The sequence below is a fragment of the Streptomyces sp. ITFR-6 genome, assembly GCF_031844725.1.
Taxonomy (GTDB): domain Bacteria; phylum Actinomycetota; class Actinomycetes; order Streptomycetales; family Streptomycetaceae; genus Streptomyces.
The window spans coordinates 6,837,677-6,860,230 of record NZ_CP134612.1 but is presented as its reverse complement, the minus strand read 5'-3'; the positions used below and the strand labels follow the sequence as shown (position 1 = coordinate 6,860,230).

Here is a 22,554-nt window from a genome sequence, read left to right as displayed (position 1 = left end):
CCCCCGATCATCGCGCATCCACGAACCGCACATACGATGCAGAAATGAACTCACGAGGCCCTGCGGACCAGGGACTGCGGCTGATTCCGTTCCGTGGACTGCGCTACGTCCCCGAGCTGGTCGGCAGTCTCTCCGCGGTGACCTCGCCCCCGTACGACGTCGTCGTACGGCCCGACGGACTGCTCCATCTGGAATCGGCGGATCCGCACAACATCGTGCGCCTGATCCTCCCGCAGGCCGACACCGCTACCGCCCGCCACGAACAGGCCGCCGCGACACTGAACCGCTGGCTGGCCGAGGGAATCCTCGCCCCCGACGCCGAACCCGCGCTGTACGTGTACGAGCAGCGCGACGGCGACATGTTCCAGCGCGGCGTGATCGGCGCTCTCGCCCTCTCCGACCCTGCCGACGGCGTCGTGCTCCCGCACGAGGACGTGATGGCCGATGTCGTCGCAGACCGCGCCGACCTGATGCGAACCGCAGAGGCCCACCTCGAACCCCTGCTCCTGACCTACCGCAGCGACGGCCACGCCACCGGGGCGGCCGGCGTCATCGAGCGGACGATCCACCGTCCGCCGCTGCTCGCCACCACCACGGAGGACGGCTTCAGCCACCGGCTCTGGGCACTCACCGACGCGGCCGAACGGTCGGTGGTGGAGGCGGATCTGGCCCAACGCCAGGCCCTGATCGCCGACGGCCACCACCGCTGGGCCACCTACCTCAGACTCCAGCGGGAACACACGGAGCCCGGCCCGTGGGACTTCGGCCTGGTCCTCCTGGTCGACACGGCCAGGTACCCGCTCCGGGTACGGTCCATCCACCGGCTGCTGCACGGACTGCCCGTCACCGACGCGCTCGCCGCGTTGGCCGGCCTCTTCCGCGTCCGCCGGGTCGAAGGGCCGCTCCCCCGGGCCCTGGACGCCCTGGCCGGGGCGGCGGCCGAAGGCAATGCCTTCCTGCTCGCGGGTGACGGCGGATTCCACCTGGTCGACCGCCCCGACGAGGCACTCCTGGCCCGCACCGTCCCGGCCGACCGGCCCGAGGCCTGGCGCACCCTCGATGCCACGGTCCTGCACTCGGCGCTGCTCGACCGTGTCTGGCAGATCCCGGACGACCCGGCGCACATCGCGTACATCCACGACACCTCGGCCGCCGTCGAACAGGCCGAACGCCACAACGCCACGGCGGTGCTGATGCATCCGGTACGCGAGGAAGTCGTCCGGGACCTGGCCCGCCAGGGCGTCACCATGCCCCGCAAGTCGACCTCCTTCGGCCCCAAACCGGCCACCGGTCTCGTCCTGCGCAGTCTCCCCCTTGGCTGACCCCGGCCCCGACACACAGAAGAGGGCGGCACCCCGAGTGGGGTACCGCCCTCTTCTCAGGCGTTACGCCTTGACCGGACCGTCCTCGTCGTCCTCATCGCCTTCGTCGTCCTCTTCATCTTCACCGAGGTCGTCCGAGACGGCGGGGGCGGCGGGGGCCGGGGCGGCAGGGGCGCCGTCCTCGTCATCGTCGCCGAGAGCATCGACGAACTCGACACCGTCCAGCTCGGCAAGGCGGTCCGACGCATCGGTCGAGCCGTCCTTGTCGGCCTCCAGGGCCTTCCCGAACCACTCGCGCGCCTCGTCCTCGCGACCGGCGGCCAGCAGCGCGTCCGCGTACGCGTAGCGCAGTCGCGGCGTCCACGGGTGGACGGCGCTGGAAGCCAGCTCAGAACTCTGGAGCGTCACGATGGCGGCATCGATCTGCCCCATGTCGCGGCGGGCCCCGGCAGCGACCAGCCGCATCTCGACCTGTCCGGCCTTGTCCAGCTTCTGCACCTCGGGCTCACCGGCCATAGCCATCGCCCGCTCCGGCCTCCCGAGTCCACGCTCGCAGTCGGCCATGACCGGCCACAGCTCGACGGAACCGGTCATCCGACGGGACGCCCGGAACTCCGCGAGCGCCTCGGCGTACTTCTGCGTCGCGTAGGCGGCGAAGCCCGCCGCCTCACGAACGGCGGCGACCCGCGAGGCCAGTCGCAGGGCGATGCGTGAGTACGCGTACGCCTGCTCGGGGTCCTCGTCGAGCAGCCGGGCCACCATGACCAGGTTCCGGGCGACGTCCTCGGCCAGGGTCTTGGGCAGGCTCATCAGCTCCTGCCGGACATCCTTGTCGATCTCGTGGCCGGTGACCTCGTCGGGGATGGGGAGCCGCTTGATCGGCTCGCGCTCACGCTCGTCCCGACGCTCGTACCCACCACGGTCGTCGCGGCCTCGGTAGCCGCCCCGGTCGCCCTCATCGCGCCGACCACGGAAACCGCCGGAAGGGCCTCCCCGACTGTCGTCACGGCGAGGCGCACGATCCCGGTCGCCACGGTTGTCGTCGCGGCGGAAGCCACCGCCGGAGGAGCCACCGCGGCGGTCGTCGCGGCGGAAGTTGCCGCCACCGCTGCTGGGGCGGCTGTCGTCGCGACGGAAGCCGCTGCCGGAGGAACCGCCCCGGTTGTCGTCACGGCGGAAGTTGCCGCCACGGTTGTCGTCGTCGCGACGCGGCCCACGGGGGCGGTCGTCACGACGCTCGAACCCGCCACCCGAACGCCCACCACGGTCATCATCCCGACGCGGAGCCCGGTCGTCGCGACGGAAGCCGCTGCCGGAGGAACCGCCCCGGTTGTCGTCACGGCGGAAGTTGCCGCCACGGTTGTCATCGTCGCGACGCGGAGCCCGGTCATCACGACGGAACCCGCCGCCAGTGGAGCCGCCACGGTTGTCGTCGCGGCGGAAGTTGCCGCCACCGCTGCTGGGGCGGCTGTCGTCGCGACGGAAGCCGCCGCCGGAGGAACCGCCCCGGTTGTCGTCGTCGCGACGCGGCCCACGGGGGCGGTCGTCACGACGCTCGAACCCGCCACCCGAACGCCCACCACGGTCATCATCCCGACGCGGAGCCCGGTCGTCACGACGGAAGCCACCACCGGAGGAACCGCCCCGGTTGTCATCGCGACGGAAGCCACCGCCGGAAGAGCCACCACGGCTGTCGTCCCGACGGAAACCGCCCCCGCTGGAACCACCACGGCTGTCATCACGGCGAGGCGCACGGTCCCGGTCGCTTCGGTTGTCGTCCCGGCGGAAGTTGCCGCCACCGCTGCTGGGCCGACTGTCGTCGCGACGGAAACCGCCGCCGCTGTTGGTGGGCCGGCGGTCGTCACGCCGGTCCGCACCGCGGTCGTTGTCCCGACGCTGGCCGCCTGACCGGTCGTCACGACCACCGCTGAAGCCGCCCCGGTCACCGCCGTCGCGGCGACGCGGCTCGCGCTCCGAACGATCGTCGGGAGAGTTGGTGGACATCGGTGGTGCTCCTGTCATCGGGTACTACAGACATTCTTGCGCAGCCGGACACCCGACGCGCTTCGACAAAACAAAAAGGACCCTTGGTCCCAGCGTTGAACGCTGGGACCAAGGGTCCTTGAAAGATTGTTCGGCGGCGTCCTACTCTCCCACAGGGTCCCCCCTGCAGTACCATCGGCGCTGAAAGGCTTAGCTTCCGGGTTCGGAATGTAACCGGGCGTTTCCCTAACGCAATGACCACCGAAACCCTATCGGGTTCTAGCGAACAAGCACACTTTTCAATTAAGTAGTGAAGCTGTTCAACCGGTGCGATAACTGTTCGCAACCCGGGAACAACACAGTGGACGCGAGCAACTGAGGACAAGCCCTCGGCCTATTAGTACCAGTCAGCTCCACCCGTTACCGGGCTTCCACATCTGGCCTATCAACCCAGTCGTCTACTGGGAGCCTTAACCCCTCAAAGGAGGTGGGAATACTCATCTCGAAGCAGGCTTCCCGCTTAGATGCTTTCAGCGGTTATCCTTTCCGAACGTAGCCAACCAGCCATGCCCTTGGCAGGACAACTGGCACACCAGAGGTTCGTCCGTCCCGGTCCTCTCGTACTAGGGACAGCCCTTCTCAATATTCCTACGCGCACAGCGGATAGGGACCGAACTGTCTCACGACGTTCTAAACCCAGCTCGCGTACCGCTTTAATGGGCGAACAGCCCAACCCTTGGGACCGACTCCAGCCCCAGGATGCGACGAGCCGACATCGAGGTGCCAAACCATCCCGTCGATATGGACTCTTGGGGAAGATCAGCCTGTTATCCCCGGGGTACCTTTTATCCGTTGAGCGACAGCGCTTCCACAAGCCACTGCCGGATCACTAGTCCCGACTTTCGTCCCTGCTCGACCCGTCGGTCTCACAGTCAAGCTCCCTTGTGCACTTACACTCAACACCTGATTGCCAACCAGGCTGAGGGAACCTTTGGGCGCCTCCGTTACTCTTTAGGAGGCAACCGCCCCAGTTAAACTACCCATCAGACACTGTCCCTGATCCGGATCACGGACCCAGGTTAGACATCCAGCACGACCAGAGTGGTATTTCAACGACGACTCCACAACCACTGGCGTGGCCGCTTCAAAGTCTCCCACCTATCCTACACAAGCCGAACCGAACACCAATATCAAACTATAGTAAAGGTCCCGGGGTCTTTCCGTCCTGCTGCGCGAAACGAGCATCTTTACTCGTAGTGCAATTTCACCGGGCCTATGGTTGAGACAGTCGAGAAGTCGTTACGCCATTCGTGCAGGTCGGAACTTACCCGACAAGGAATTTCGCTACCTTAGGATGGTTATAGTTACCACCGCCGTTTACTGGCGCTTAAGTTCTCAGCTTCGCCGACCCGAAAGTCAGCTAACCGGTCCCCTTAACGTTCCAGCACCGGGCAGGCGTCAGTCCGTATACATCGCCTTACGGCTTCGCACGGACCTGTGTTTTTAGTAAACAGTCGCTTCTCGCTGGTCTCTGCGGCCACCCCCAGCTCACGGAGTAAATCCGATCACCAGTGATGGCCCCCCTTCTCCCGAAGTTACGGGGGCATTTTGCCGAGTTCCTTAACCATAGTTCACCCGAACGCCTCGGTATTCTCTACCTGACCACCTGAGTCGGTTTAGGGTACGGGCCGCCATGAAACTCGCTAGAGGCTTTTCTCGACAGCATAGGATCATCCACTTCACCACAATCGGCTCGGCATCAGGTCTCAGCCTTAACGTGTGACGGATTTACCTACCACACGGCCTACACCCTTACCCCGGGACTACCACCGCCCGGGCTGGACTACCTTCCTGCGTCACCCCATCGCTTACCTACTACAAGTCTGGTTCGCCGGCTCCACCACTACCCTCAACTCCGAAGAGATCGGGCCGGCTTCACGGACTTAGCATCGCCTGATTCAGTACTGGGCGTTTCAAAGCGGGTACCGGAATATCAACCGGTTGTCCATCGACTACGCCTGTCGGCCTCGCCTTAGGTCCCGACTTACCCTGGGCAGATCAGCTTGACCCAGGAACCCTTAGTCAATCGGCGCACACGTTTCTCACGTGTGTATCGCTACTCATGCCTGCATTCTCACTCGTGAACCGTCCACAACTCGCTTCCGCGGCTGCTTCACCCGGCACACGACGCTCCCCTACCCATCCACACAGGCGTTGGCCCTATATGTGTGAATGACACGACTTCGGCGGTACGCTTGAGCCCCGCTACATTGTCGGCGCGGAATCACTTGACCAGTGAGCTATTACGCACTCTTTCAAGGGTGGCTGCTTCTAAGCCAACCTCCTGGTTGTCTCTGCGACTCCACATCCTTTCCCACTTAGCGTACGCTTAGGGGCCTTAGTCGATGCTCTGGGCTGTTTCCCTCTCGACCATGGAGCTTATCCCCCACAGTCTCACTGCCGTGCTCTCACTTACCGGCATTCGGAGTTTGGCTAAGGTCAGTAACCCGGTAGGGCCCATCGCCTATCCAGTGCTCTACCTCCGGCAAGAAACACACGACGCTGCACCTAAATGCATTTCGGGGAGAACCAGCTATCACGGAGTTTGATTGGCCTTTCACCCCTAACCACAGGTCATCCCCCAGGTTTTCAACCCTGGTGGGTTCGGTCCTCCACGAAGTCTTACCTCCGCTTCAACCTGCCCATGGCTAGATCACTCCGCTTCGGGTCTAGAGCGTGCAACTCAAACGCCCTATTCGGACTCGCTTTCGCTACGGCTTCCCCACACGGGTTAACCTCGCTACACACCGCTAACTCGCAGGCTCATTCTTCAAAAGGCACGCAGTCACGACGCACCGAGTAAACTCGGCGCGCGACGCTCCCACGGCTTGTAGGCACACGGTTTCAGGTACTATTTCACTCCGCTCCCGCGGTACTTTTCACCATTCCCTCACGGTACTATCCGCTATCGGTCACCAGGGAATATTTAGGCTTAACGGGTGGTCCCGCCAGATTCACACGGGATTTCTCGGGCCCCGTGCTACTTGGGTGTCTCTCAAACGAGCCGTTAATGTTTCAGCTACGGGGGTCTTACCCTCTACGCCGGACCTTTCGCATGTCCTTCGCCTACATCAACGGTTTCTGACTCGTCTCACAGCTAAGCAGACTATGAAAAAGAGATCCCACAACCCCGCATGCGCAACCCCTGCCGGGTATCACACGCATACGGTTTGGCCTGATCCAGTTTCGCTCGCCACTACTCCCGGAATCACGGTTGTTTTCTCTTCCTGCGGGTACTGAGATGTTTCACTTCCCCGCGTTCCCTCCACACTGCCTATGTGTTCAGCAGCGGGTGACAGCCCATGACGACTGCCGGGTTTCCCCATTCGGACACCCCCGGATCAAAGCTTGGTTGACAGCTCCCCGGGGCCTATCGTGGCCTCCCACGTCCTTCATCGGTTCCTGGTGCCAAGGCATCCACCGTGCGCCCTTAAAAACTTGGCCACAGATGCTCGCGTCCACTGTGCAGTTCTCAAGCAACGACCAGCCACCCATCACCCCATCCTTACCGGATGAGTTCACTGGGGCTTGGCGTTTGAAGGCGACCTTGCGGCCATACCTTCAGACACCCAACAGCGTGCCCAGAACCTGTAATTCAGTCGGTTCGTTTTCCACGCTCCGAGGAGCAGTACTTACGAACCGGTTGAACCACCGGTACTGAATAGTCAACGTTCCACCCATGAGCTGACCACCGCCGAACATTTGCTCGGCGTAGTGGCTCTGGATTCCTTACGGAATCTAGATGCTCCTTAGAAAGGAGGTGATCCAGCCGCACCTTCCGGTACGGCTACCTTGTTACGACTTCGTCCCAATCGCCAGTCCCACCTTCGACAGCTCCCTCCCACAAGGGGTTGGGCCACCGGCTTCGGGTGTTACCGACTTTCGTGACGTGACGGGCGGTGTGTACAAGGCCCGGGAACGTATTCACCGCAGCAATGCTGATCTGCGATTACTAGCAACTCCGACTTCATGGGGTCGAGTTGCAGACCCCAATCCGAACTGAGACCGGCTTTTTGAGATTCGCTCCGCCTCGCGGCATCGCAGCTCATTGTACCGGCCATTGTAGCACGTGTGCAGCCCAAGACATAAGGGGCATGATGACTTGACGTCGTCCCCACCTTCCTCCGAGTTGACCCCGGCAGTCTCCTGTGAGTCCCCATCACCCCGAAGGGCATGCTGGCAACACAGAACAAGGGTTGCGCTCGTTGCGGGACTTAACCCAACATCTCACGACACGAGCTGACGACAGCCATGCACCACCTGTACACCGACCACAAGGGGGGCACCATCTCTGATGCTTTCCGGTGTATGTCAAGCCTTGGTAAGGTTCTTCGCGTTGCGTCGAATTAAGCCACATGCTCCGCTGCTTGTGCGGGCCCCCGTCAATTCCTTTGAGTTTTAGCCTTGCGGCCGTACTCCCCAGGCGGGGAACTTAATGCGTTAGCTGCGGCACCGACGACGTGGAATGTCGCCAACACCTAGTTCCCAACGTTTACGGCGTGGACTACCAGGGTATCTAATCCTGTTCGCTCCCCACGCTTTCGCTCCTCAGCGTCAGTAATGGCCCAGAGATCCGCCTTCGCCACCGGTGTTCCTCCTGATATCTGCGCATTTCACCGCTACACCAGGAATTCCGATCTCCCCTACCACACTCTAGCCTGCCCGTATCGACTGCAGACCCGGGGTTAAGCCCCGGGCTTTCACAACCGACGCAACAAGCCGCCTACGAGCTCTTTACGCCCAATAATTCCGGACAACGCTTGCGCCCTACGTATTACCGCGGCTGCTGGCACGTAGTTAGCTTAGCGCTTCTTCTGCAGGTACCGTCACTTTCGCTTCTTCCCTGCTGAAAGAGGTTTACAACCCGAAGGCCGTCATCCCTCACGCGGCGTCGCTGCATCAGGCTTTCGCCCATTGTGCAATATTCCCCACTGCTGCCTCCCGTAGGAGTCTGGGCCGTGTCTCAGTCCCAGTGTGGCCGGTCGCCCTCTCAGGTCAGCTACCCGTCGTCGCCTTGGTAGGCCATTACCCCACCAACTAGCTGATAGGCCGCGGGCTCATCCTTCACCGCCGGAGCTTTTAACCTTCCCCCATGAGAGAGAAAGTATTATCCGGTATTAGACCCCGTTTCCAGGGCTTGTCCCAGAGTGAAGGGCAGATTGCCCACGTGTTACTCACCCGTTCGCCACTAATCCACCCCGAAGGGCTTCATCGTTCGACTTGCATGTGTTAAGCACGCCGCCAGCGTTCGTCCTGAGCCAGGATCAAACTCTCCGTGAATGTTTTCCCGTAATCGGGGATCACACCACGAGAGCGGAACAGTCGAGTCGGAATAAGACCGACCGTTCACTGTGTCCTCGCTATGTGCATTGCCTGGTAGAACCACAAGTGGGTCTGCCAGGACTTTCAAAGGAACCTCGAACCTGCCGAAGCAGGTCGGGGTATCAACGTATCTGGCGTTGACTTTTGGCACGCTGTTGAGTTCTCAAGGAACGGACGCTTCCTTTGTACTCACCCTCATCGGGCTTTCCTCCGGGCGCTTCCCTTCGGTCTTGCGTTTCCGACTCTATCAGACTCTTTCGTGTCCGATTCCCGGTCGAAGCGGGATTGCTTTCCAGGAATTCGCTTTCGCGCTTTCCCTTTCGGCGTGTTCACTACTTTAGCCGATTCCCCCGGTTACTCATAATCGAGTCAATGGGCTCGGATTTCGGCACGCCAAAAATCCGCACCCGCTGGGGTGAGTCGTAGGTAGTGGTTGGCCGCTTCGAGTTGCCCGGCAACAGGTCCGATGGACCGATCCGTTCGCTGTACCCGTGTCAAGCGGCTCGGACTACATTAGGCACCCCGGATGGGCGAGTCAAGTTGACCTGCGGCGTGGTGCGTGCGCCCGGTACGGGCTCACGGTGGGATCGCCGTCGATCCAGAAACGCCAGGGGTGGGTGGCTCCATCACCGCCCACTCCGGTGCGCGGACCGTTGCGTACCTGGTCGCGCGGGGGCGGGGTGCCGCGCAGTACCGAGAGGACGGCGCCCGGGTGGGCGATGGCGTCGGTGCCGTCGAGCGCGCGGTCGACGTCCAGCGCCGTCGCGAGCCGGGCCGGCCCTTTGGCCAGTTCTCGGTCATTGCGGGCCGAGAGTCGACGTTTGCGGGTGAGCTCCGCGCCCGTGAGGAAGGAGCCGGCCCTCAGCAGCACACCGCTCGCCATGCCCTCCGGGCCGCACACCAGGTTGAGGCAGTGCCACATCCCGTAGGTGAAGTAGACGTACGCGTGGCCGGGCGGCCCGTACATCACGCCGTTGCGGGCGGTCCGGCCCCGGAAGGCGTGCGAACCGGGGTCGATCTCCCCCGCGTATGCCTCCACCTCGGTGAGACGCAGCTCGATGGGACCTTCCGGTGTACTGCGGACCAGTGTCCGGCCCAGTAGATCCGGCGCCACGTCCAGCACGGGGCGGTCGAAGAATTCCCGCGTCAGCGGCGTACGTTCCTGGCCCTCGATCATGGAGTCCGAGGCTACCGGGAACCGACTACGGTCATGGCGCGTATGTAGGGGTCAGGACCTAGGAGGAGAAAACATGGGCTTCAAGCGGCTGCTCGCGAGCATGGGTGCCGGTGGCGCCTCGGTGGAGACGGAGCTGACCGAGCTCAACGTCGTACCGGGTGGGGTCGTCCAGGGTGAGGTGCGGGTCCAGGGCGGCTCCGTGGACCAGCAGATCGAGGGGCTCTCCGTCGGGCTGCAGGCCCGGGTCGAGGTCGAGGGCCAGGACCAGGAGACCAAGCAGGACATCGAGTTCACCAAGCTGCGGCTCGGCGGCGCGTTCGAGGTCAGGGCGGGTGCGGTGCACGTCGTGCCGTTCGGGCTGGAGATCCCCTGGGAGACGCCCATCACGATGTTCGCGGGCCAGCACCTGCACGGCATGAACATCGGCGTGACCACGGAGCTGGAGATCGCACGCGCGCTGGACTCCGGGGACCTGGACCCCGTCAACGTGCACCCGCTGCCGGCGCAGCAGGCCATCCTGGACGCCTTCGGGCAGCTGGGCTTCGGCTTCCGCAGCGCCGACATGGAGCGCGGTCACATCCGCGGTACGCGTCAGCGGCTGCCCTTCTACCAGGAGATCGAGTTCTTCCCGCCGTCGCAGTACCGGGGGCTGAACCAGGTCGAGCTGACGTTCGTCGCGGACGACCGTGAGATGGACGTCGTGCTGGAGATGGACAAGAAGGCGGGACTCTTCAGTGAGGGCAGCGACTCCTACCGTGCCTTCAAGGTGGGTCTGAACGACTACCACGGGACCGACTGGGCGGCTTATCTCAACCAGTGGCTCGCCCAGGTCGGCGGTCAGCGCAACTGGCTCTAGGGTCGGTGGGGAGACCCGCCGATACCGGAACCGGAACCGCTACAGGAGAGGTGCTGACGTGACCCAGCCGAAAAGGGCGCCGCTGCCGCACGACTTCCATCCCGAGGTCCCCTCGTTCACCGTGGTGAGCGAAGACCTCGCACCGGGGGCCGTGCTTGCGGACGCACAGGTGCAAGCGGCGGGGAACACCTCTCCCCAGCTGCGGTGGGAGGGGTTCCCGGCGGAGACGAAGAGTTTCGCCGTGACGTGCTTCGACCCGGACGCTCCGACCGGCAGCGGGTTCTGGCACTGGGTGCTCTTCGACATCCCCGCGTCCGTCACGGAGCTGCCGGCCGGTGCGGGCGGCGGGAAGTTCGATGGGCTGCCCGAGGGCGCCGTGCACGTCCGCAACGACTACGGGTCGAAGGACTTCGGCGGCGCGGCGCCGCCGCCCGGCGAGAACCACCGGTACGTGTTCACCGTGTACGCGGTGGACAGCGAGAAGCTCGGACCGGACAGCGACGCGTCGCCCGCTGTGGTCGGTTTCAATCTGCGCTTCCACACGCTGGGCCGCGCCCAGCTGATCGGTGAGTACGCCGGGCCCGCCTGAGGCCCGGAAAAGTCGATAGATCCCCCCTGTTTGCCCTGCCCTGGTCCTGGAGAGATCAGGGCAGGGCACTTTTTATTGCGTTGTCCATTGCGGCCTGCCCGGCCAGAGTTGATCCGGGCCTGCCAGGTGGTGGGCGGCACACGGGAGGTGGGCGGGATGCGGGACACGCTGGTGCTGAATGCGAGCTTCGAGCCGCTGTCGACGGTGACGCTGAATCGTGCGGTGGTGCTGATCCTGCAGGACAAGGCCGTCGTCGAGCAGTCCCATCCCGGCCTCCGCATGCGCGGTGCCGCCGTGGATATTCCGGTGCCCCGGGTGATCAGGCTCTGCCGGTACGTGCGGGTGCCGTTCCGAAGACACGCCCCGTGGTCCAGAAGGGGTGTGCTCATCCGGGACCAGCACCGGTGCGCGTACTGCGGGCGGCGGGCGAGCACCGTCGACCACGTGGTGCCGCGCGCCCAGGGGGGCCAGGACACCTGGCTGAACACGGTGGCCTCCTGCGCGGAGGACAATCACCGCAAGGCGGCCCGCACCCCGGAGCAGGCGGGGATGCCGCTGTTGCGGCAGCCGTTCGTGCCGTCCCCCGCCGATGCGATGCTGCTGGCGCTGGGGGCCGGTGACCGCTCGGCGCTGCCGGAGTGGCTGGCGCAGTCCGCGGCGTAGTGGGTCTACGCCGGGTGCGGCAGCCGGGGCCCGTCTCCGGGCGGAGACGGGCTGCCGCGGGTCAGCGGAGCAGCAGTTGGACGATGGCGACCGTTCCGACCGTGACGATGAGGGCGCGCAGGATGGCGGGGCTCAGCCGGCGGCCGACCTTGGCGCCGATCTGGCCGCCGAGCGCGGAGCCGATCGCGATCAGTACGACGGCGGTCCAGTCGAAGTCCGCGACGAAGAGGAAGAACAGCGCGGCGATGCTGTTGACGACGGCGGCCAGGACGTTCTTCACGGCGTTGAGGCGCTGCATGGTGTCGTCGAGCAGCATGCCCATCAGGGAGAGGTAGATGATCCCCTGGGCGGCGGTGAAGTAGCCGCCGTAGACGCTGGCGAGCATCAGGCCGACGGAGAGCAGCGGGCCGCCGTCGGGGCGGGCGGGGACGCCGGTGTGTTCGCGGCGGCGCTGGACGGCTTTGCTGATGCGTGGTTGCAGGATGACCAGGACGAGGGCCATGGCGACCAGGATCGGGACGATGGTCTCGAAGGCCGTGGACGGCAGCGCCAGCAGCAGGGTGGCGCCGGTCAGTCCGCCGATGAGCGCGCCCACGGCGAGCTTCAGGACGCGTGGGCGCTGCCCTTCGAGCTCCTTGCGGTAGCCGATCGCGCCGCTGATGGAGCCGGGGATCAGGCCGAGTGCGTTGGAGACCGTGGCGGTGACCGGGGGCAGACCGGTGGCGAGGAGCACCGGAAAGGTGATCAGCGTTCCCGAACCGACGATCGTGTTGATCGTGCCCGCGCTGATGCCCGCGGCGAAGACCGCGAGCATCTCCCAGATGGTCATCCCGAATCCCCCGTGGCTGATCGGTGCTTGGTGCACAGATCATGCCCGAGGGGGTGTACACGTCAGTCGACGGGGGGCTGCTCCCGGCGCTCCTTGCCCGAGTCGCCGGTGTTGAAGCCGGGCATGCCGCCGGTGCCGAGGTTCCCGAAGGCGCCGCTGAGGCCCTTGAGGGCGTCACCGATCTCGCTGGGCACGATCCAGAGCTTGTTGGCGTCGCCCTCGGCGATCTTCGGCAGCATCTGGAGGTACTGGTACGAGAGGAGCTTCTGGTCCGGGTCACCGGCGTGGATCGCCTCGAAGACCGTACGGACAGCCTGCGCCTCGCCTTCGGCGCGCAGGGCGGCGGCCTTGGCCTCACCTTCGGCGCGCAGGATCGCGGACTGCTTCTCGCCCTCCGCGGTGAGGATCGCGGACTGCCGCGTTCCCTCGGCCTGGAGGATCGCGGCGCGCTTGTCACGGTCGGCGCGCATCTGCTTCTCCATCGAGTCCTGGATGGAGGTGGGCGGCTCGATCGCCTTCAGCTCGACGCGGTTGACGCGGATGCCCCACTTGCCGGTGGCCTCGTCGAGGACTCCGCGCAGGGCGGCGTTGATCTCCTCGCGGGAGGTGAGCGTCCGCTCCAGGTCCATGCCGCCGATGATGTTGCGGAGCGTGGTGACGGTGAGCTGCTCGATGGCCTGGATGTAGCTGGCCACTTCGTACGTCGCGGCCCTGGCGTCGGTGACCTGGTAGTAGATGACCGTGTCGATGTTGACGACCAGGTTGTCCTGGGTGATCACCGGCTGCGGCGGGAAGGGCACGACCTGTTCCCGGAGGTCGATCCGGTTCCGGATCGAGTCGATGAACGGGACGACGATGTTCAGGCCTGCGTTGAGTGTGCGGGTGTACCGGCCGAATCGCTCCACGATGGCGGCGCTGGCCTGTGGGATGACCTGGATCGTCTTGATCAGAGCGATGAAGACGAGCACCACCAGAATGATCAGGACGATGATGATCGGTTGCATCGTTTTTCTCGTGCCCTTCGGTTGCCGACGGATCGCGATGATCGAGGTCGAGATCGTGTGAGGGGCCGTGGGTCAGGTCGGTTGTCCTGCCGGTCCGGTTCTCATGATGATCGACATCGAGTCTGACAGAACGGGCTCTGCCGTGTGGGCTGTTCGGTCACATGACGACGGCTGTGGCCCCGTCGATGTCGACGACATCGACCTGTTGGCCGGGTTCGTAGCTCAGTTCCGCGTCCAGAGCGCGGGCCGACCAGATCTCTCCGGCCAGCTTGACCCTCCCGCCCTCGCCGGTGACCCGTTCCAGGACGACGGCCTGACGGCCCTTCAACGCGTCTATGCCGGTGGCCAGATGGGGCCGGTCGGAGCGGTGCCGGTTGGCGATCGGCCGGACCACGGCGATCAGCGCCACCGAGACCAGGACGAAGACCAGCACCTGAGCCACGATTCCGCCGCCGAGAGCCGCGACCACCGCCGCGGCGACCGCTCCGACGGCGAACATGCCGAACTCGGGCATCGCGGTCAGGACGAGCGGGATGCCCAGTCCCACCGCGCCGATCAGCCACCACACCCATGCGTCGATGATGTCCACCCGGCCATCGTATGACCGGGAGCGCTCCGCCGACAGGGCGCAAGCGGGCGGGTGCGCCTTAGGGGGACGCGCCAAGTGCCGGGCCGGGGCCCGGATCTCAGCCGAGCGGCAGGCCGCGGGCGGTGTAGCGGTCGCCCTGGTGCTCGACGACGAGCGGCAGGCCGAAGCAGAGGGAGAGGTTACGCGAGCTGAGCTCGGTCTCCATGGGGCCGGCGGCGAGCACCTTGCCCTGGCGGATCATCAGGACGTGGGTGAAGCCGGGGGCGATCTCCTCGACATGGTGGGTGACCATGATCATGGAGGGGGCGTACGGGTCTCGGGCCAGCCGGCCGAGGCGGCGGACCAGGTCCTCTCGTCCGCCGAGGTCGAGACCGGCGGCGGGCTCGTCGAGAAGCAGCAGTTCGGGGTCGGTCATCATGGCGCGGGCGATCAGGGTGCGCTTGCGCTCGCCCTCGGAGAGGGTGCCGAACTTCCGGTCCAGGTAGTCGGTCATGCCGAGCCGGTCGAGGAAGGCGCGGGCGCGGTCCTCGTCGACCTTGTCGTAGTTCTCGTTCCAGGTGGCGGTCATGCCGTAGGCGGCGGTGAGCACCGTCTGCAGGACCGTCTGGCGCTTGGGCAGCTTCTCCGCCATGGCGACGCCCGCGATCCCGATGCGGGGGCGCAGGTCGAAGACGTCGGTTCCGACGCCGCCGAGCCGCTCCCCCAGGACCGTGGCGCTGCCCTTGCTCGGGAAGAGGTAGCTGGACGCGACGTTGAGGAGGGTGGTCTTGCCGGCGCCGTTGGGGCCGAGGATGACCCAGCGCTCCCCCTCCTTGACCGACCAGGAGACGTCTTCCACCAGAGCGCGTCCGTCGCGGACCACGGATACGTCCACCAGCTCCAGTACATCGCTCATGAGCGCGTTGTCTCCCCATGCAGTTTCGTTTTCGTCGCGTGCCTGTGGGCACAGCTCCCAGGGAAAACCTACGCCACCGGGGGAGAGCTTCGGGCGCTGGGCCCGTCGTCGCACGGTTGTCGTGCGGTCCCCGGACCGTCCCGGACCGGGTCCGGCCGGGGTGAGACAGGGGCCGGGTCCGTTCCCTAGGGTGTTGCCATGCTTTCGGAACCACGCTCAGGGCTGCTGGCCGCTTGGGGAAACGCGCTGCTGGCCGGACTCGTCTCGCCGGACGACGCGGCCCTCGCCATCGTCGGGGAGGACGCGGTGCACCGCGTCGAGGGACTGCCGGGAGAGGCCGGGCCGGTCGGCCTGACGCTGGCCCTGGGGCGGCTGCGGGGGCTCGGGGTGACCGGTTTCCGGGTCGCTCTGCCGGTCCCCGGGCATCCGCTGGGGCTCAGTGGTCCCCCGGATTTCAACGCGCGGGCGCTGGAGGCCGAGGAGGCGGTGGTGACCTACGGCGCGCCGTACGGGCTGGTGCCGGAGGTGCGCGAGTCGGGGCCTGCCGGGGATCTCCATGTCGCCGTGGCGTGGCACTGCCTGGCCGTGCGGGAGGCGCCGCCGGCCGATGTGCCCTCACTGAGCGAGGCGGAGCGGGAGCTCGCGGAGGCGTTGCGGGACGCGACGGCGGCGCTGTCGCGGCTCAATGTGGCGGGGTCCGGGCCGGTGGCAGAGGCGGCGCTGGACGCGTACCGAGCGCGGGCGGAGCAGGGGCGCGAGGTGCTTGCGCCGGGATATCCGCCACGGGCGGTGCGGGTGCTGGCGCTGGCGCAGCGGGTGGGGCTCCTGGTCGCGCTGGCGTACGAGAACGGGCCCGGCGGGGCGGTGAGCGCCTCGGAGATGGCGGCGCGGGGGGAGGCGCTGCGGCCGGTGGAGCGGGTGGCCCGGCGGGCGCAGGTGGCCGCGTACAACGCGTATGTGGAGGAGCGGGCCCGGTAGCGGGGCGGGGACTCGGGGTGCGGCCTGTTGCCCTTGGGTGTGGCATGGGCCGGGCGGGCCTTCGTGAGGCCCGCCCGGTGGTGACGCGGTATGCGCGGCGTCAGCCGTTCAGGCCGAAGTTGCCGAAGGCCGGGTTGAGCAGGCCGATCACGTTGACCGTGTTGCCGACCACGTTCACCGGTACGTGGACCGGGACCTGCGCGAGGTTGCCGCTGGCCACGCCCGGGGACTGGGTCGCGAGACCGTGGGCGTCCGCACCGCTGTGACCGGTGGCGGAGGCCGCGCCGGCACCGGCGGCGATGATGCCACCGGCGATCATGGTGACGGCTGCGGCCTTCTTCAGGTTCTTCACTTCAGGATCCTCCTGGTTTCGCCGCGGCCGGCCGCCGCAGCACGCCTTGGAGAACGCCCCGGCGCCGGAGGGGATGCGCCGTTCGAGTGACATACACCCGACAGTATGAATCTCGGCCCGGTCGCGGACGGACCGGTCGGGCCGCCCGGTCAGCCCGCCGCCCCGTGCCGGACCGCCCAGAGCGCGGCCTGGGTGCGGTCGGAGAGGTCCAGCTTCATCAGGATGTTCGAGACGTGCGTCTTGACGGTCTTCTCCGAGAGGACCAGTGCCCGCGCGATCTCCCGGTTGGAGCGGCCGTCGGCGATGAGGCCCAGCACTTCCCGCTCCCGTTCGGTGAGGGTGCTCCCCCGGCCCGTACCGCTGCCCGGGTCGTCCTGGGCGAGCAGTGCTCCCGCCACTTCCGGCTGGAGCAGGACATGGCCCGCGTACACCGAGCGGATGGCGCCTGCCAGCGCGTCCGGGTCGACGTCCTTGTAGACGTACCCCGAGGCTCCGGCCCGCAGGGCGGGGACGACGGTGCGCTGTTCGGTGAAGCTGGTGACGATCAGCACCTTGGCCGGGTTCTCCAGCTCCCGGAGCCTGCGCAGCGCCTCTATGCCGTCGGTGCCGGGCATCTTGATGTCCATGAGCACCACGTCGGGGCGGAGCTCCTCGGTCCTGGCCACCCCCTCGGCTCCGTCGGAGGCCTCTCCGACGACCTCTATGTCGTCCTGGATCTCCAGGAACGTACGCAGACCGCGGCGGACCACCTGGTGGTCGTCGACCAGCAGCACCTTGATGATCCTGTCAGCCACCGGGTACCTCCATCTCGATCGTGGTGCCCTTGCCGGGCGCCGATTCAACGGTGAGCTTGCCGCCGACACCGCTCGCGCGGTCCCGCATCGAGACCAGGCCCAGATGCCGCCCCGCCCGACGGGTGGCCGTCGGCTCGAAGCCGCAGCCGTCGTCGGTGATCCGGAGCACCGTGCCGCCGTCGGCGCCGCGTACGAGGGTGACGCCGACGTGGCCGGCCTCCGAGTGCCGCAGGGCGTTGTGCAGGGCCTCCTGGGCGACCCTGAGCAGCGCTTCCTCCTGTGCGGCGGGCAGTGCCCGCACGCCCAGGCTCTCGAAGGTGACCCGGGCCGTGTGGGCGCGGTCCAGGACCTGGATCTGGGTGCGGAGGGTGGCGATCAGGCCGTCCTCGTCGAGGGCCGCGGGGCGCAGTTCGACGACGGCTGCCCGCAGCTCGTCCACCGCCTCCGCAGCGAGGGCGGCGACCTGCTGGAGTTCACCCTTGGCGCGGGCCGGGTCGCGGTCGACCAGGGCGGCGGCGGCCTGGGCGGTGAGCCGGAGGGAGAACAGTTTCTGGCTGACCGCGTCGTGCAGCTCGTGGGCGAGGCGGGAGCGCTCCTCCGCGATGGTGAGTTCGCGGCTGCGCTCGTAGAGCCGTGCGTTGGTGAGGGCGATCGCCGCGTGCTGGGCGAGGATGCCCAGCAGTTCCTCGTCGTCGGCGGTGAATCCGCAGCTGCCCTCGGGCTTCGGACAGCGCTTGTTGGCGAGGAAGAGGGCGCCGATGGTCTCGGCGCCGTCCCTGATGGGCAGGCCCAGGAAGTCGGACATGTCGGGGTGGGCGGACGGCCAGCCCTCGAAGCGGGGGTCCTTGCGGACGTCGGCGAGCCGCTCGGGCTTCGCCTCGTGCAGCATCGCGGCGAGGATGCCGTGCTGCCGGGGAAGCGGGCCGATGGCCTTCCACTGTTCGTCGCTTACGCCGTCGACGACGAACTGGGCGAAGCCGCCGTGGTCGTCGGGGACGCCGAGCGCCGCGTACTCGGCGTCGAGCAGTTCGCGGGCCGAGGCGACGATCGTCTTCAGGACGTCCCGCATTTCCAGGTGCCGGCTCATGGCGAGCAGTGCGGCGCTCACTGCCGCGAGGCCGCCCGCCGGTGGGCGATGGGTCATGGGCCTCACCGTACCGGCGGGTCTCAGGCCCCGTATCGGCCTGTGGGCAGCCACTGATTAGGGCGCGGGGACTAGGACCTCCCGGCGGAAACGGCGTACCGGGCAGGGAGTGAAGGTAAACGGAAGCTCACACTCCGGATTGCTCCAGCAACGGTTGGTGAGATTGATACCCGGCCGATGTGAGGCCGCGCATAGGACCTGCGTCACTTACGAAGTCACCTAGTGGACAAATAAGGGCGATACGGTCGGGAAAGAGTCCGGTTTGTACGGTTAGCGCCGGGACCCGACCCACTACCCGGCTTCGTACGTCACACCTTTGCCACGCCATTTTGCGGTCGCTAAGAATTGCTCTCGTCCCCGACGGAGATGCGATGCCGCCTCCCGTCTTCGTCCTCCGTGAGGACTTCCGCGATTCGAAGAGGTACCTGCATGTCCGCGTCCAGCATTCCCGGCCGTCTCCGTCGTATGAACAAGACCCAGAAGCTCTCCGTCGCCGGTATATCCGCCGTCGCCGCCGCTGCGCTCTCGTTGTCGCTGGTGCCCGGTAACGCCGATGCCGAGACCGAGCCGCAGGCCATCTCCGGCGCCCCCGTCATCTTCGCGTCCGCCGCCGGCGCCTCGCAGGCCAAGACGATCCAGTCCAGCGTCATCGAGCAGCACTCCACCGCCGAGCAGCTGATCAAGGCGTCCGACTCCGCGAAGGCCAAGGCCGTCTCGAAGGAGAAGGCCAAGAAGGCCAAGGCGAAGGCTCACGCCAAGGAGAAGGCCAAGGCGAAGAAGGCCGCGTCCAAGCGCGGTAAGCAGGGGGCCAGCCGTTCCGAGTCCCGTACCCCGGTCTTCTCGAACAACCTGGACGGCTGGATCAAGGAATCCCTGTCCATCATGAAGGCCAAGGGCATCCCGGGCACCTACGACGGTCTGCACCGCAACATCATCCGCGAGTCCAGCGGCAACCCGAAGGCCATCAACGACTGGGACGTCAACGCGGTCAACGGTGTCCCGTCGAAGGGTCTGCTCCAGATCATCAAGCCGACCTTCGACGCCTACCACGTCGGCGGTACGCCCCACGACCAGTACGACCCGGTCGCCAACATCACCGCGTCGGCCAACTACGCCGCCGACAAGTACGGCTCGATCGACAACGTCAACAGCGCGTACTGAGTCCACTCCGGTACGCCGTGACACATGCCGAAGGGCGGCACCCCGTGCGGGGTGCCGCCCTTCGGCGTCGTACCGTGCCGGCCGCGAGGCGGCGGCTACTTGCGCATCACCTCGGGCTCGTGGCGGCGCAGCAGCCGCGCGACCGCGAAGCCGCAGATCACACCGAGGAAGACCAGCACCCCGATGTTGATCCCCCACTGGCTCACCGAGTGCTCCCACAGCGGGTCCAGGTCGGTGGGGTTCTTCTGGTCCCACGGCGGCATGAGGTGGGCGAGGTCGAGGGTCGAGCCCGCGGCGGCGATGGCCCAGCGGGACGGCATCAGCCAGGCGAACTGTTCCAGGCCGAGCGATCCGTAGACCTGGAAGAGGATGCCGGTGAAGACCACCTGGACGATCGCGAACATGACCAGCAGCGGCATGGTCTTCTCGGAGGTCTTAACCAGCGAGGAGATCACCAGGCCGAACATCATCGAGGTGAAGCCGAGCGCGATGATCGTCACGCAGAGCTCGACGGCCGGCGGCATGATCAGGCCCTCCGCCGGCAGATCACGGGTGGCGAAGCCGATGCCGCAGATGATGACGCCCTGGACGGCCGTGATCAGGCCGAGCACGATCACCTTGGACATCAGGTAGGCCGAGCGGGAGAGGCCGGTGGCCCGTTCCCGTTCGTAGATCACCCGTTCCTTGATCAGCTCTCGTACGGAGTTGGCCGCACCCGAGAAGGTCATGCCGATCACCAGGATCAGCATGATCGTCCCGGCGTCGCCGTTGAACCGGGACGGCGCCTTGGGCGGGCCGAGGCCGAAGTCCGACGGAATGACCACGCTCACCACACCCAGCACCGCGGGCAGGATCACCATCAGGCCCATGAAGCCCTTGTCGGACGCGATCACCGACAGATAGCGGCGTATCAGCGTCCACAGCTGCGTGCCCCAGCCCTGCGGCTTCGGCGGGCGCATCTGCTGCGGGGGCGGCATGTGTACGGACTGCGCGGCGACGGAGTCGATGTCCGCGGCGTACATCTGGTAGTGCTGCGAACCGCGCCAGCGGCCCGCCCAGTCGTAGTCGCGGTAGTTCTCGAACGCGGAGAAGACGTCGGCCCAGGAGCCGTAGCCGAAGAAGTTGAGCGCTTCCTCCGGCGGGCCGAAGTAGGCCACGGCACCACCGGGCGCCATCACCAAAAGTTTGTCGCAGATGGCCAGCTCGGCGACGGAGTGCGTGACGACCAGGACGGTACGGCCGTCGTCGGCCAGACCGCGCAGCAGCTGCATGACGTCGCGGTCCATGCCCGGGTCGAGGCCGGAGGTCGGCTCGTCCAGGAATATCAGCGAGGGCTTGGTGAGCAGCTCCAGGGCCACCGAGACGCGCTTGCGCTGGCCACCGGAGAGCGAGGTGACCTTCTTGTCCTTGTGGATGTCGAGCTTGAGCTCGGCGAGGACTTCCAGGATCCGGGACTGCCGCTCGGCCTCTGTGGTGTCGGCGGGGAAGCGGAGCTTGGCCGCGTACTTGAGGGCCTTGGTGACCGTGAGTTCCTTGTGCAGGATGTCGTCCTGCGGAACCAGGCCGATGCGCTGGCGCAGCTCGGCGAACTGCTTGTAGAGGTTCCGGTTGTCGTAGAGGACTTCGCCCTGGTCGGCGGGCCGGTAGCCGGTGAGCGCCTTGAGCAGGGTGGACTTTCCGGAGCCGGACGGGCCGATGACGCCGATCAGCGACTTCTCCGGGACGCCGAACGAGACGTCCTTGAGGATCTGCTTGCCGCCGTCGACCGTCACGGTGAGGTGGCGGGCGGCGAAGGAGACCTCGCCCGTGTCGACGAATTCCTCAAGGCGGTCACCGACCAGCCGGAACGTCGAGTGACCGACACCGACGATGTCGTTCGCGCCGATGAACGCGGAGCCGGACTTGGAGAGCGGCTGGCCGTTGACATACGTGCCGTTGTGGGATCCGAGGTCACGGATCTCGAAGCGGCCGTCGGGCGTCGCGTGGAACTCGGCGTGGTTGCGCGAGACCTGGAGGTCGGAGACGACCAGTTCGTTCTCCAGCGCACGGCCGATGCGCATCACCCGGCCGAGAGCGACCTGGTGGAAGGTGGTCGGGCTGCGGTCGCCGTAGACCGGTGACGCCCCCGCCGCGCCGCCGGCCCCGCCACTTCCGGGGTTGTTCGCCATGCCCTGCTGCGGTCCGTGGGGCTGCTGCGGCGCCTGGGGCGCCTGCTGCCAGCCCTGCGGCTGCTGGGCCTGGCCCGGAATCTGCTGGCCCGGAATCTGTTGCTGTCCCGGGTGCTGCTGTCCCGGCCAGCCGGGTCCGCCCTGCTGCGGCTGCTGCGGCGGGGTCTGCTGCGGCTGCTGGGCCTGGGCCCCTGCGGCGGCCTGCCCGCTGTAGACACCTGCGCCGGCCGCGGCGCCGCTGAGGCTCAGCCGGGGCCCGTCGGTGGCATTGCCCAGGTTCACCGTGGAGCCGGGGCCGATCTCCAGCTGGTGGATCCGCTGGCCCTGGACATAGGTGCCGTTGGTGCTGCCGTGGTCCTCGATGGACCAACCCCGGCCGTTCCAGCTGATCGTGGCGTGCCGCCACGACACCCTGGCGTCATCGATCGTCATGTCGCCCTGCGGATCACGTCCGAGGGTGTACGACCTGGACGGATCGAGCGTCCAGGTCCTGCCATTCAATTCCAGTACGAGTTCCGGCACTCCGCGCCCCACTAGTTGTCCCCCGATTACCCCCGTCGCAGGGAGTCTAGGGATGCTGAACATCGTGGGGAACTATTCCAGGAGCAGTCCCCGATACGAAAGCCGGGCGGGGGTTTGACCCTGCCGAGACCTGCGCTGTTATGGCT

The 22,554-nt window shown here is 66.4% G+C and carries 17 protein-coding genes and 3 rRNA genes; 7 read left to right on the top strand and 13 right to left on the bottom strand.

Translation table 11 applies throughout. The features are described 5' to 3' along the window. Positions 1–44 precede the first annotated feature (44 nt). Entirely contained in the window at positions 45–1,322 is a 1,278-nt protein-coding gene (locus RLT59_RS31245) for a DUF1015 family protein (RefSeq protein ID WP_311306503.1), read from the top strand. Between the two features lie 63 nt (positions 1,323–1,385). Here the strand turns inward: RLT59_RS31245 and RLT59_RS31240 are convergent, their stop codons facing one another. Next, positions 1,386–2,132: a tetratricopeptide repeat protein gene (locus RLT59_RS31240; RefSeq protein WP_311306502.1), complete on the bottom strand. Its 747-nt coding sequence runs from the start codon at positions 2,130–2,132 to the stop codon at positions 1,386–1,388. 30 nt (positions 2,133–2,162) lie between these two features. Between RLT59_RS31240 and RLT59_RS31235 the strand changes: the two genes are divergently transcribed. Continuing rightward, on the top strand, positions 2,163–3,230 hold the full coding sequence (locus RLT59_RS31235; protein WP_311306501.1) for a hypothetical protein: 1,068 nt from the start codon (positions 2,163–2,165) through the stop codon (positions 3,228–3,230). A gap of 224 nt (positions 3,231–3,454) precedes the next feature. Here the strand turns inward: RLT59_RS31235 and rrf are convergent. From rrf to RLT59_RS31215, 4 genes are all read right to left on the bottom strand, one after another. After that, positions 3,455–3,571 (bottom strand): 5S ribosomal RNA (gene rrf / locus RLT59_RS31230). Between the two features lie 111 nt (positions 3,572–3,682). Continuing rightward, positions 3,683–6,809 (bottom strand): 23S ribosomal RNA (locus RLT59_RS31225). A gap of 309 nt (positions 6,810–7,118) precedes the next feature. Further along, a 16S ribosomal RNA gene (locus RLT59_RS31220) occupies positions 7,119–8,645 on the bottom strand. The 16S, 23S and 5S rRNA genes sit together here, the layout of an rRNA operon. 577 nt (positions 8,646–9,222) lie before the next feature. Then, positions 9,223–9,864, bottom strand: a complete 642-nt coding sequence (locus RLT59_RS31215; protein WP_311306500.1) for a DNA-3-methyladenine glycosylase — start codon at positions 9,862–9,864, stop codon at positions 9,223–9,225. 73 nt (positions 9,865–9,937) lie between these two features. Here RLT59_RS31215 and RLT59_RS31210 point away from each other — a divergent pair, with 73 nt between their 5' ends. From RLT59_RS31210 to RLT59_RS31200, 3 genes are all read left to right on the top strand, one after another. Beyond that, complete coding sequence (locus RLT59_RS31210) at positions 9,938–10,720, top strand: sporulation protein (protein ID WP_311306499.1); 783 nt, start codon at positions 9,938–9,940, stop codon at positions 10,718–10,720. 58 nt (positions 10,721–10,778) lie between these two features. Beyond that, entirely contained in the window at positions 10,779–11,309 is a 531-nt protein-coding gene (locus RLT59_RS31205) for a YbhB/YbcL family Raf kinase inhibitor-like protein (protein ID WP_311306498.1), read from the top strand. A 156-nt stretch (positions 11,310–11,465) separates the two neighbouring features. Then, positions 11,466–11,972 (top strand): HNH endonuclease, encoded by a 507-nt coding sequence (locus tag RLT59_RS31200; protein WP_024490345.1) that lies wholly within the window; start codon positions 11,466–11,468, stop codon positions 11,970–11,972. Between the two features lie 61 nt (positions 11,973–12,033). On the opposite strand, the gene RLT59_RS31195 is transcribed toward RLT59_RS31200, so the two are convergent. From RLT59_RS31195 to RLT59_RS31180, 4 genes are all read right to left on the bottom strand, one after another. Further along, positions 12,034–12,801 carry a sulfite exporter TauE/SafE family protein gene (locus RLT59_RS31195; protein ID WP_311306497.1) on the bottom strand — a complete coding sequence of 256 codons (768 nt, stop codon included), beginning with the start codon at positions 12,799–12,801 and terminating at the stop codon, positions 12,034–12,036. A gap of 62 nt (positions 12,802–12,863) precedes the next feature. Next, on the bottom strand, positions 12,864–13,805 hold the full coding sequence (locus RLT59_RS31190) for an SPFH domain-containing protein (protein ID WP_311306496.1): 942 nt from the start codon (positions 13,803–13,805) through the stop codon (positions 12,864–12,866). A 157-nt stretch (positions 13,806–13,962) separates the two neighbouring features. Continuing rightward, complete coding sequence (locus RLT59_RS31185) at positions 13,963–14,394, bottom strand: NfeD family protein (protein WP_311306495.1); 432 nt, start codon at positions 14,392–14,394, stop codon at positions 13,963–13,965. Positions 14,395–14,491: 97 nt separating this feature from the next. Then, on the bottom strand, positions 14,492–15,289 hold the full coding sequence (locus RLT59_RS31180) for an ABC transporter ATP-binding protein (RefSeq protein WP_073739907.1): 798 nt from the start codon (positions 15,287–15,289) through the stop codon (positions 14,492–14,494). A gap of 198 nt (positions 15,290–15,487) precedes the next feature. Here RLT59_RS31180 and RLT59_RS31175 point away from each other — a divergent pair, with 198 nt between their 5' ends. Beyond that, positions 15,488–16,267 (top strand): Rv1486c family protein, encoded by a 780-nt coding sequence (locus RLT59_RS31175; RefSeq protein WP_311306494.1) that lies wholly within the window; start codon positions 15,488–15,490, stop codon positions 16,265–16,267. 100 nt (positions 16,268–16,367) lie between these two features. Here the strand turns inward: RLT59_RS31175 and RLT59_RS31170 are convergent, their stop codons facing one another. The 3 genes from RLT59_RS31170 to RLT59_RS31160 form a co-directional block, all read right to left on the bottom strand. After that, positions 16,368–16,619 (bottom strand): chaplin family protein, encoded by a 252-nt coding sequence (locus tag RLT59_RS31170; RefSeq protein WP_311307913.1) that lies wholly within the window; start codon positions 16,617–16,619, stop codon positions 16,368–16,370. A 149-nt stretch (positions 16,620–16,768) separates the two neighbouring features. Further along, positions 16,769–17,413 (bottom strand): response regulator, encoded by a 645-nt coding sequence (locus RLT59_RS31165; RefSeq protein WP_311306493.1) that lies wholly within the window; start codon positions 17,411–17,413, stop codon positions 16,769–16,771. Next, positions 17,406–18,557, bottom strand: a complete 1,152-nt coding sequence (locus tag RLT59_RS31160; RefSeq protein WP_311306492.1) for a GAF domain-containing sensor histidine kinase — start codon at positions 18,555–18,557, stop codon at positions 17,406–17,408. The genes RLT59_RS31165 and RLT59_RS31160 overlap by 8 nt, the downstream gene beginning before the upstream one ends. 429 nt (positions 18,558–18,986) lie before the next feature. Here RLT59_RS31160 and RLT59_RS31155 point away from each other — a divergent pair, with 429 nt between their 5' ends. After that, positions 18,987–19,718 carry a transglycosylase SLT domain-containing protein gene (locus tag RLT59_RS31155; protein ID WP_311306491.1) on the top strand — a complete coding sequence of 244 codons (732 nt, stop codon included), beginning with the start codon at positions 18,987–18,989 and terminating at the stop codon, positions 19,716–19,718. A gap of 95 nt (positions 19,719–19,813) precedes the next feature. Here RLT59_RS31155 and RLT59_RS31150 read toward each other — a convergent pair whose 3' ends face one another. Further along, positions 19,814–22,420 carry an ABC transporter ATP-binding protein/permease gene (locus RLT59_RS31150; RefSeq protein ID WP_311306490.1) on the bottom strand — a complete coding sequence of 869 codons (2,607 nt, stop codon included), beginning with the start codon at positions 22,418–22,420 and terminating at the stop codon, positions 19,814–19,816. Positions 22,421–22,554: the final 134 nt, after the last annotated feature.

Bases quoted from the DNA above. Each gene is read 5' to 3' on its own strand.
- RLT59_RS31200 (WP_024490345.1), top strand. From the start codon at position 11,466: ATGCGGGACACGCTGGTGCTGAATGCGAGCTTCGAGCCGCTGTCGACG.
- RLT59_RS31215 (WP_311306500.1), bottom strand. From the start codon at position 9,864: ATGATCGAGGGCCAGGAACGTACGCCGCTGACGCGGGAATTCTTCGAC.
- RLT59_RS31195 (WP_311306497.1), bottom strand. From the start codon at position 12,801: ATGACCATCTGGGAGATGCTCGCGGTCTTCGCCGCGGGCATCAGCGCG.
- RLT59_RS31190 (WP_311306496.1), bottom strand. From the start codon at position 13,805: ATGCAACCGATCATCATCGTCCTGATCATTCTGGTGGTGCTCGTCTTC.
- RLT59_RS31245 (WP_311306503.1), top strand. From the start codon at position 45: ATGAACTCACGAGGCCCTGCGGACCAGGGACTGCGGCTGATTCCGTTC.
- RLT59_RS31155 (WP_311306491.1), top strand. From the start codon at position 18,987: ATGTCCGCGTCCAGCATTCCCGGCCGTCTCCGTCGTATGAACAAGACC.
- RLT59_RS31180 (WP_073739907.1), bottom strand. From the start codon at position 15,289: ATGAGCGATGTACTGGAGCTGGTGGACGTATCCGTGGTCCGCGACGGA.
- RLT59_RS31160 (WP_311306492.1), bottom strand. From the start codon at position 18,557: ATGACCCATCGCCCACCGGCGGGCGGCCTCGCGGCAGTGAGCGCCGCA.
- RLT59_RS31175 (WP_311306494.1), top strand. From the start codon at position 15,488: ATGCTTTCGGAACCACGCTCAGGGCTGCTGGCCGCTTGGGGAAACGCG.
- RLT59_RS31240 (WP_311306502.1), bottom strand. From the start codon at position 2,132: ATGAGCCTGCCCAAGACCCTGGCCGAGGACGTCGCCCGGAACCTGGTC.
- RLT59_RS31210 (WP_311306499.1), top strand. From the start codon at position 9,938: ATGGGCTTCAAGCGGCTGCTCGCGAGCATGGGTGCCGGTGGCGCCTCG.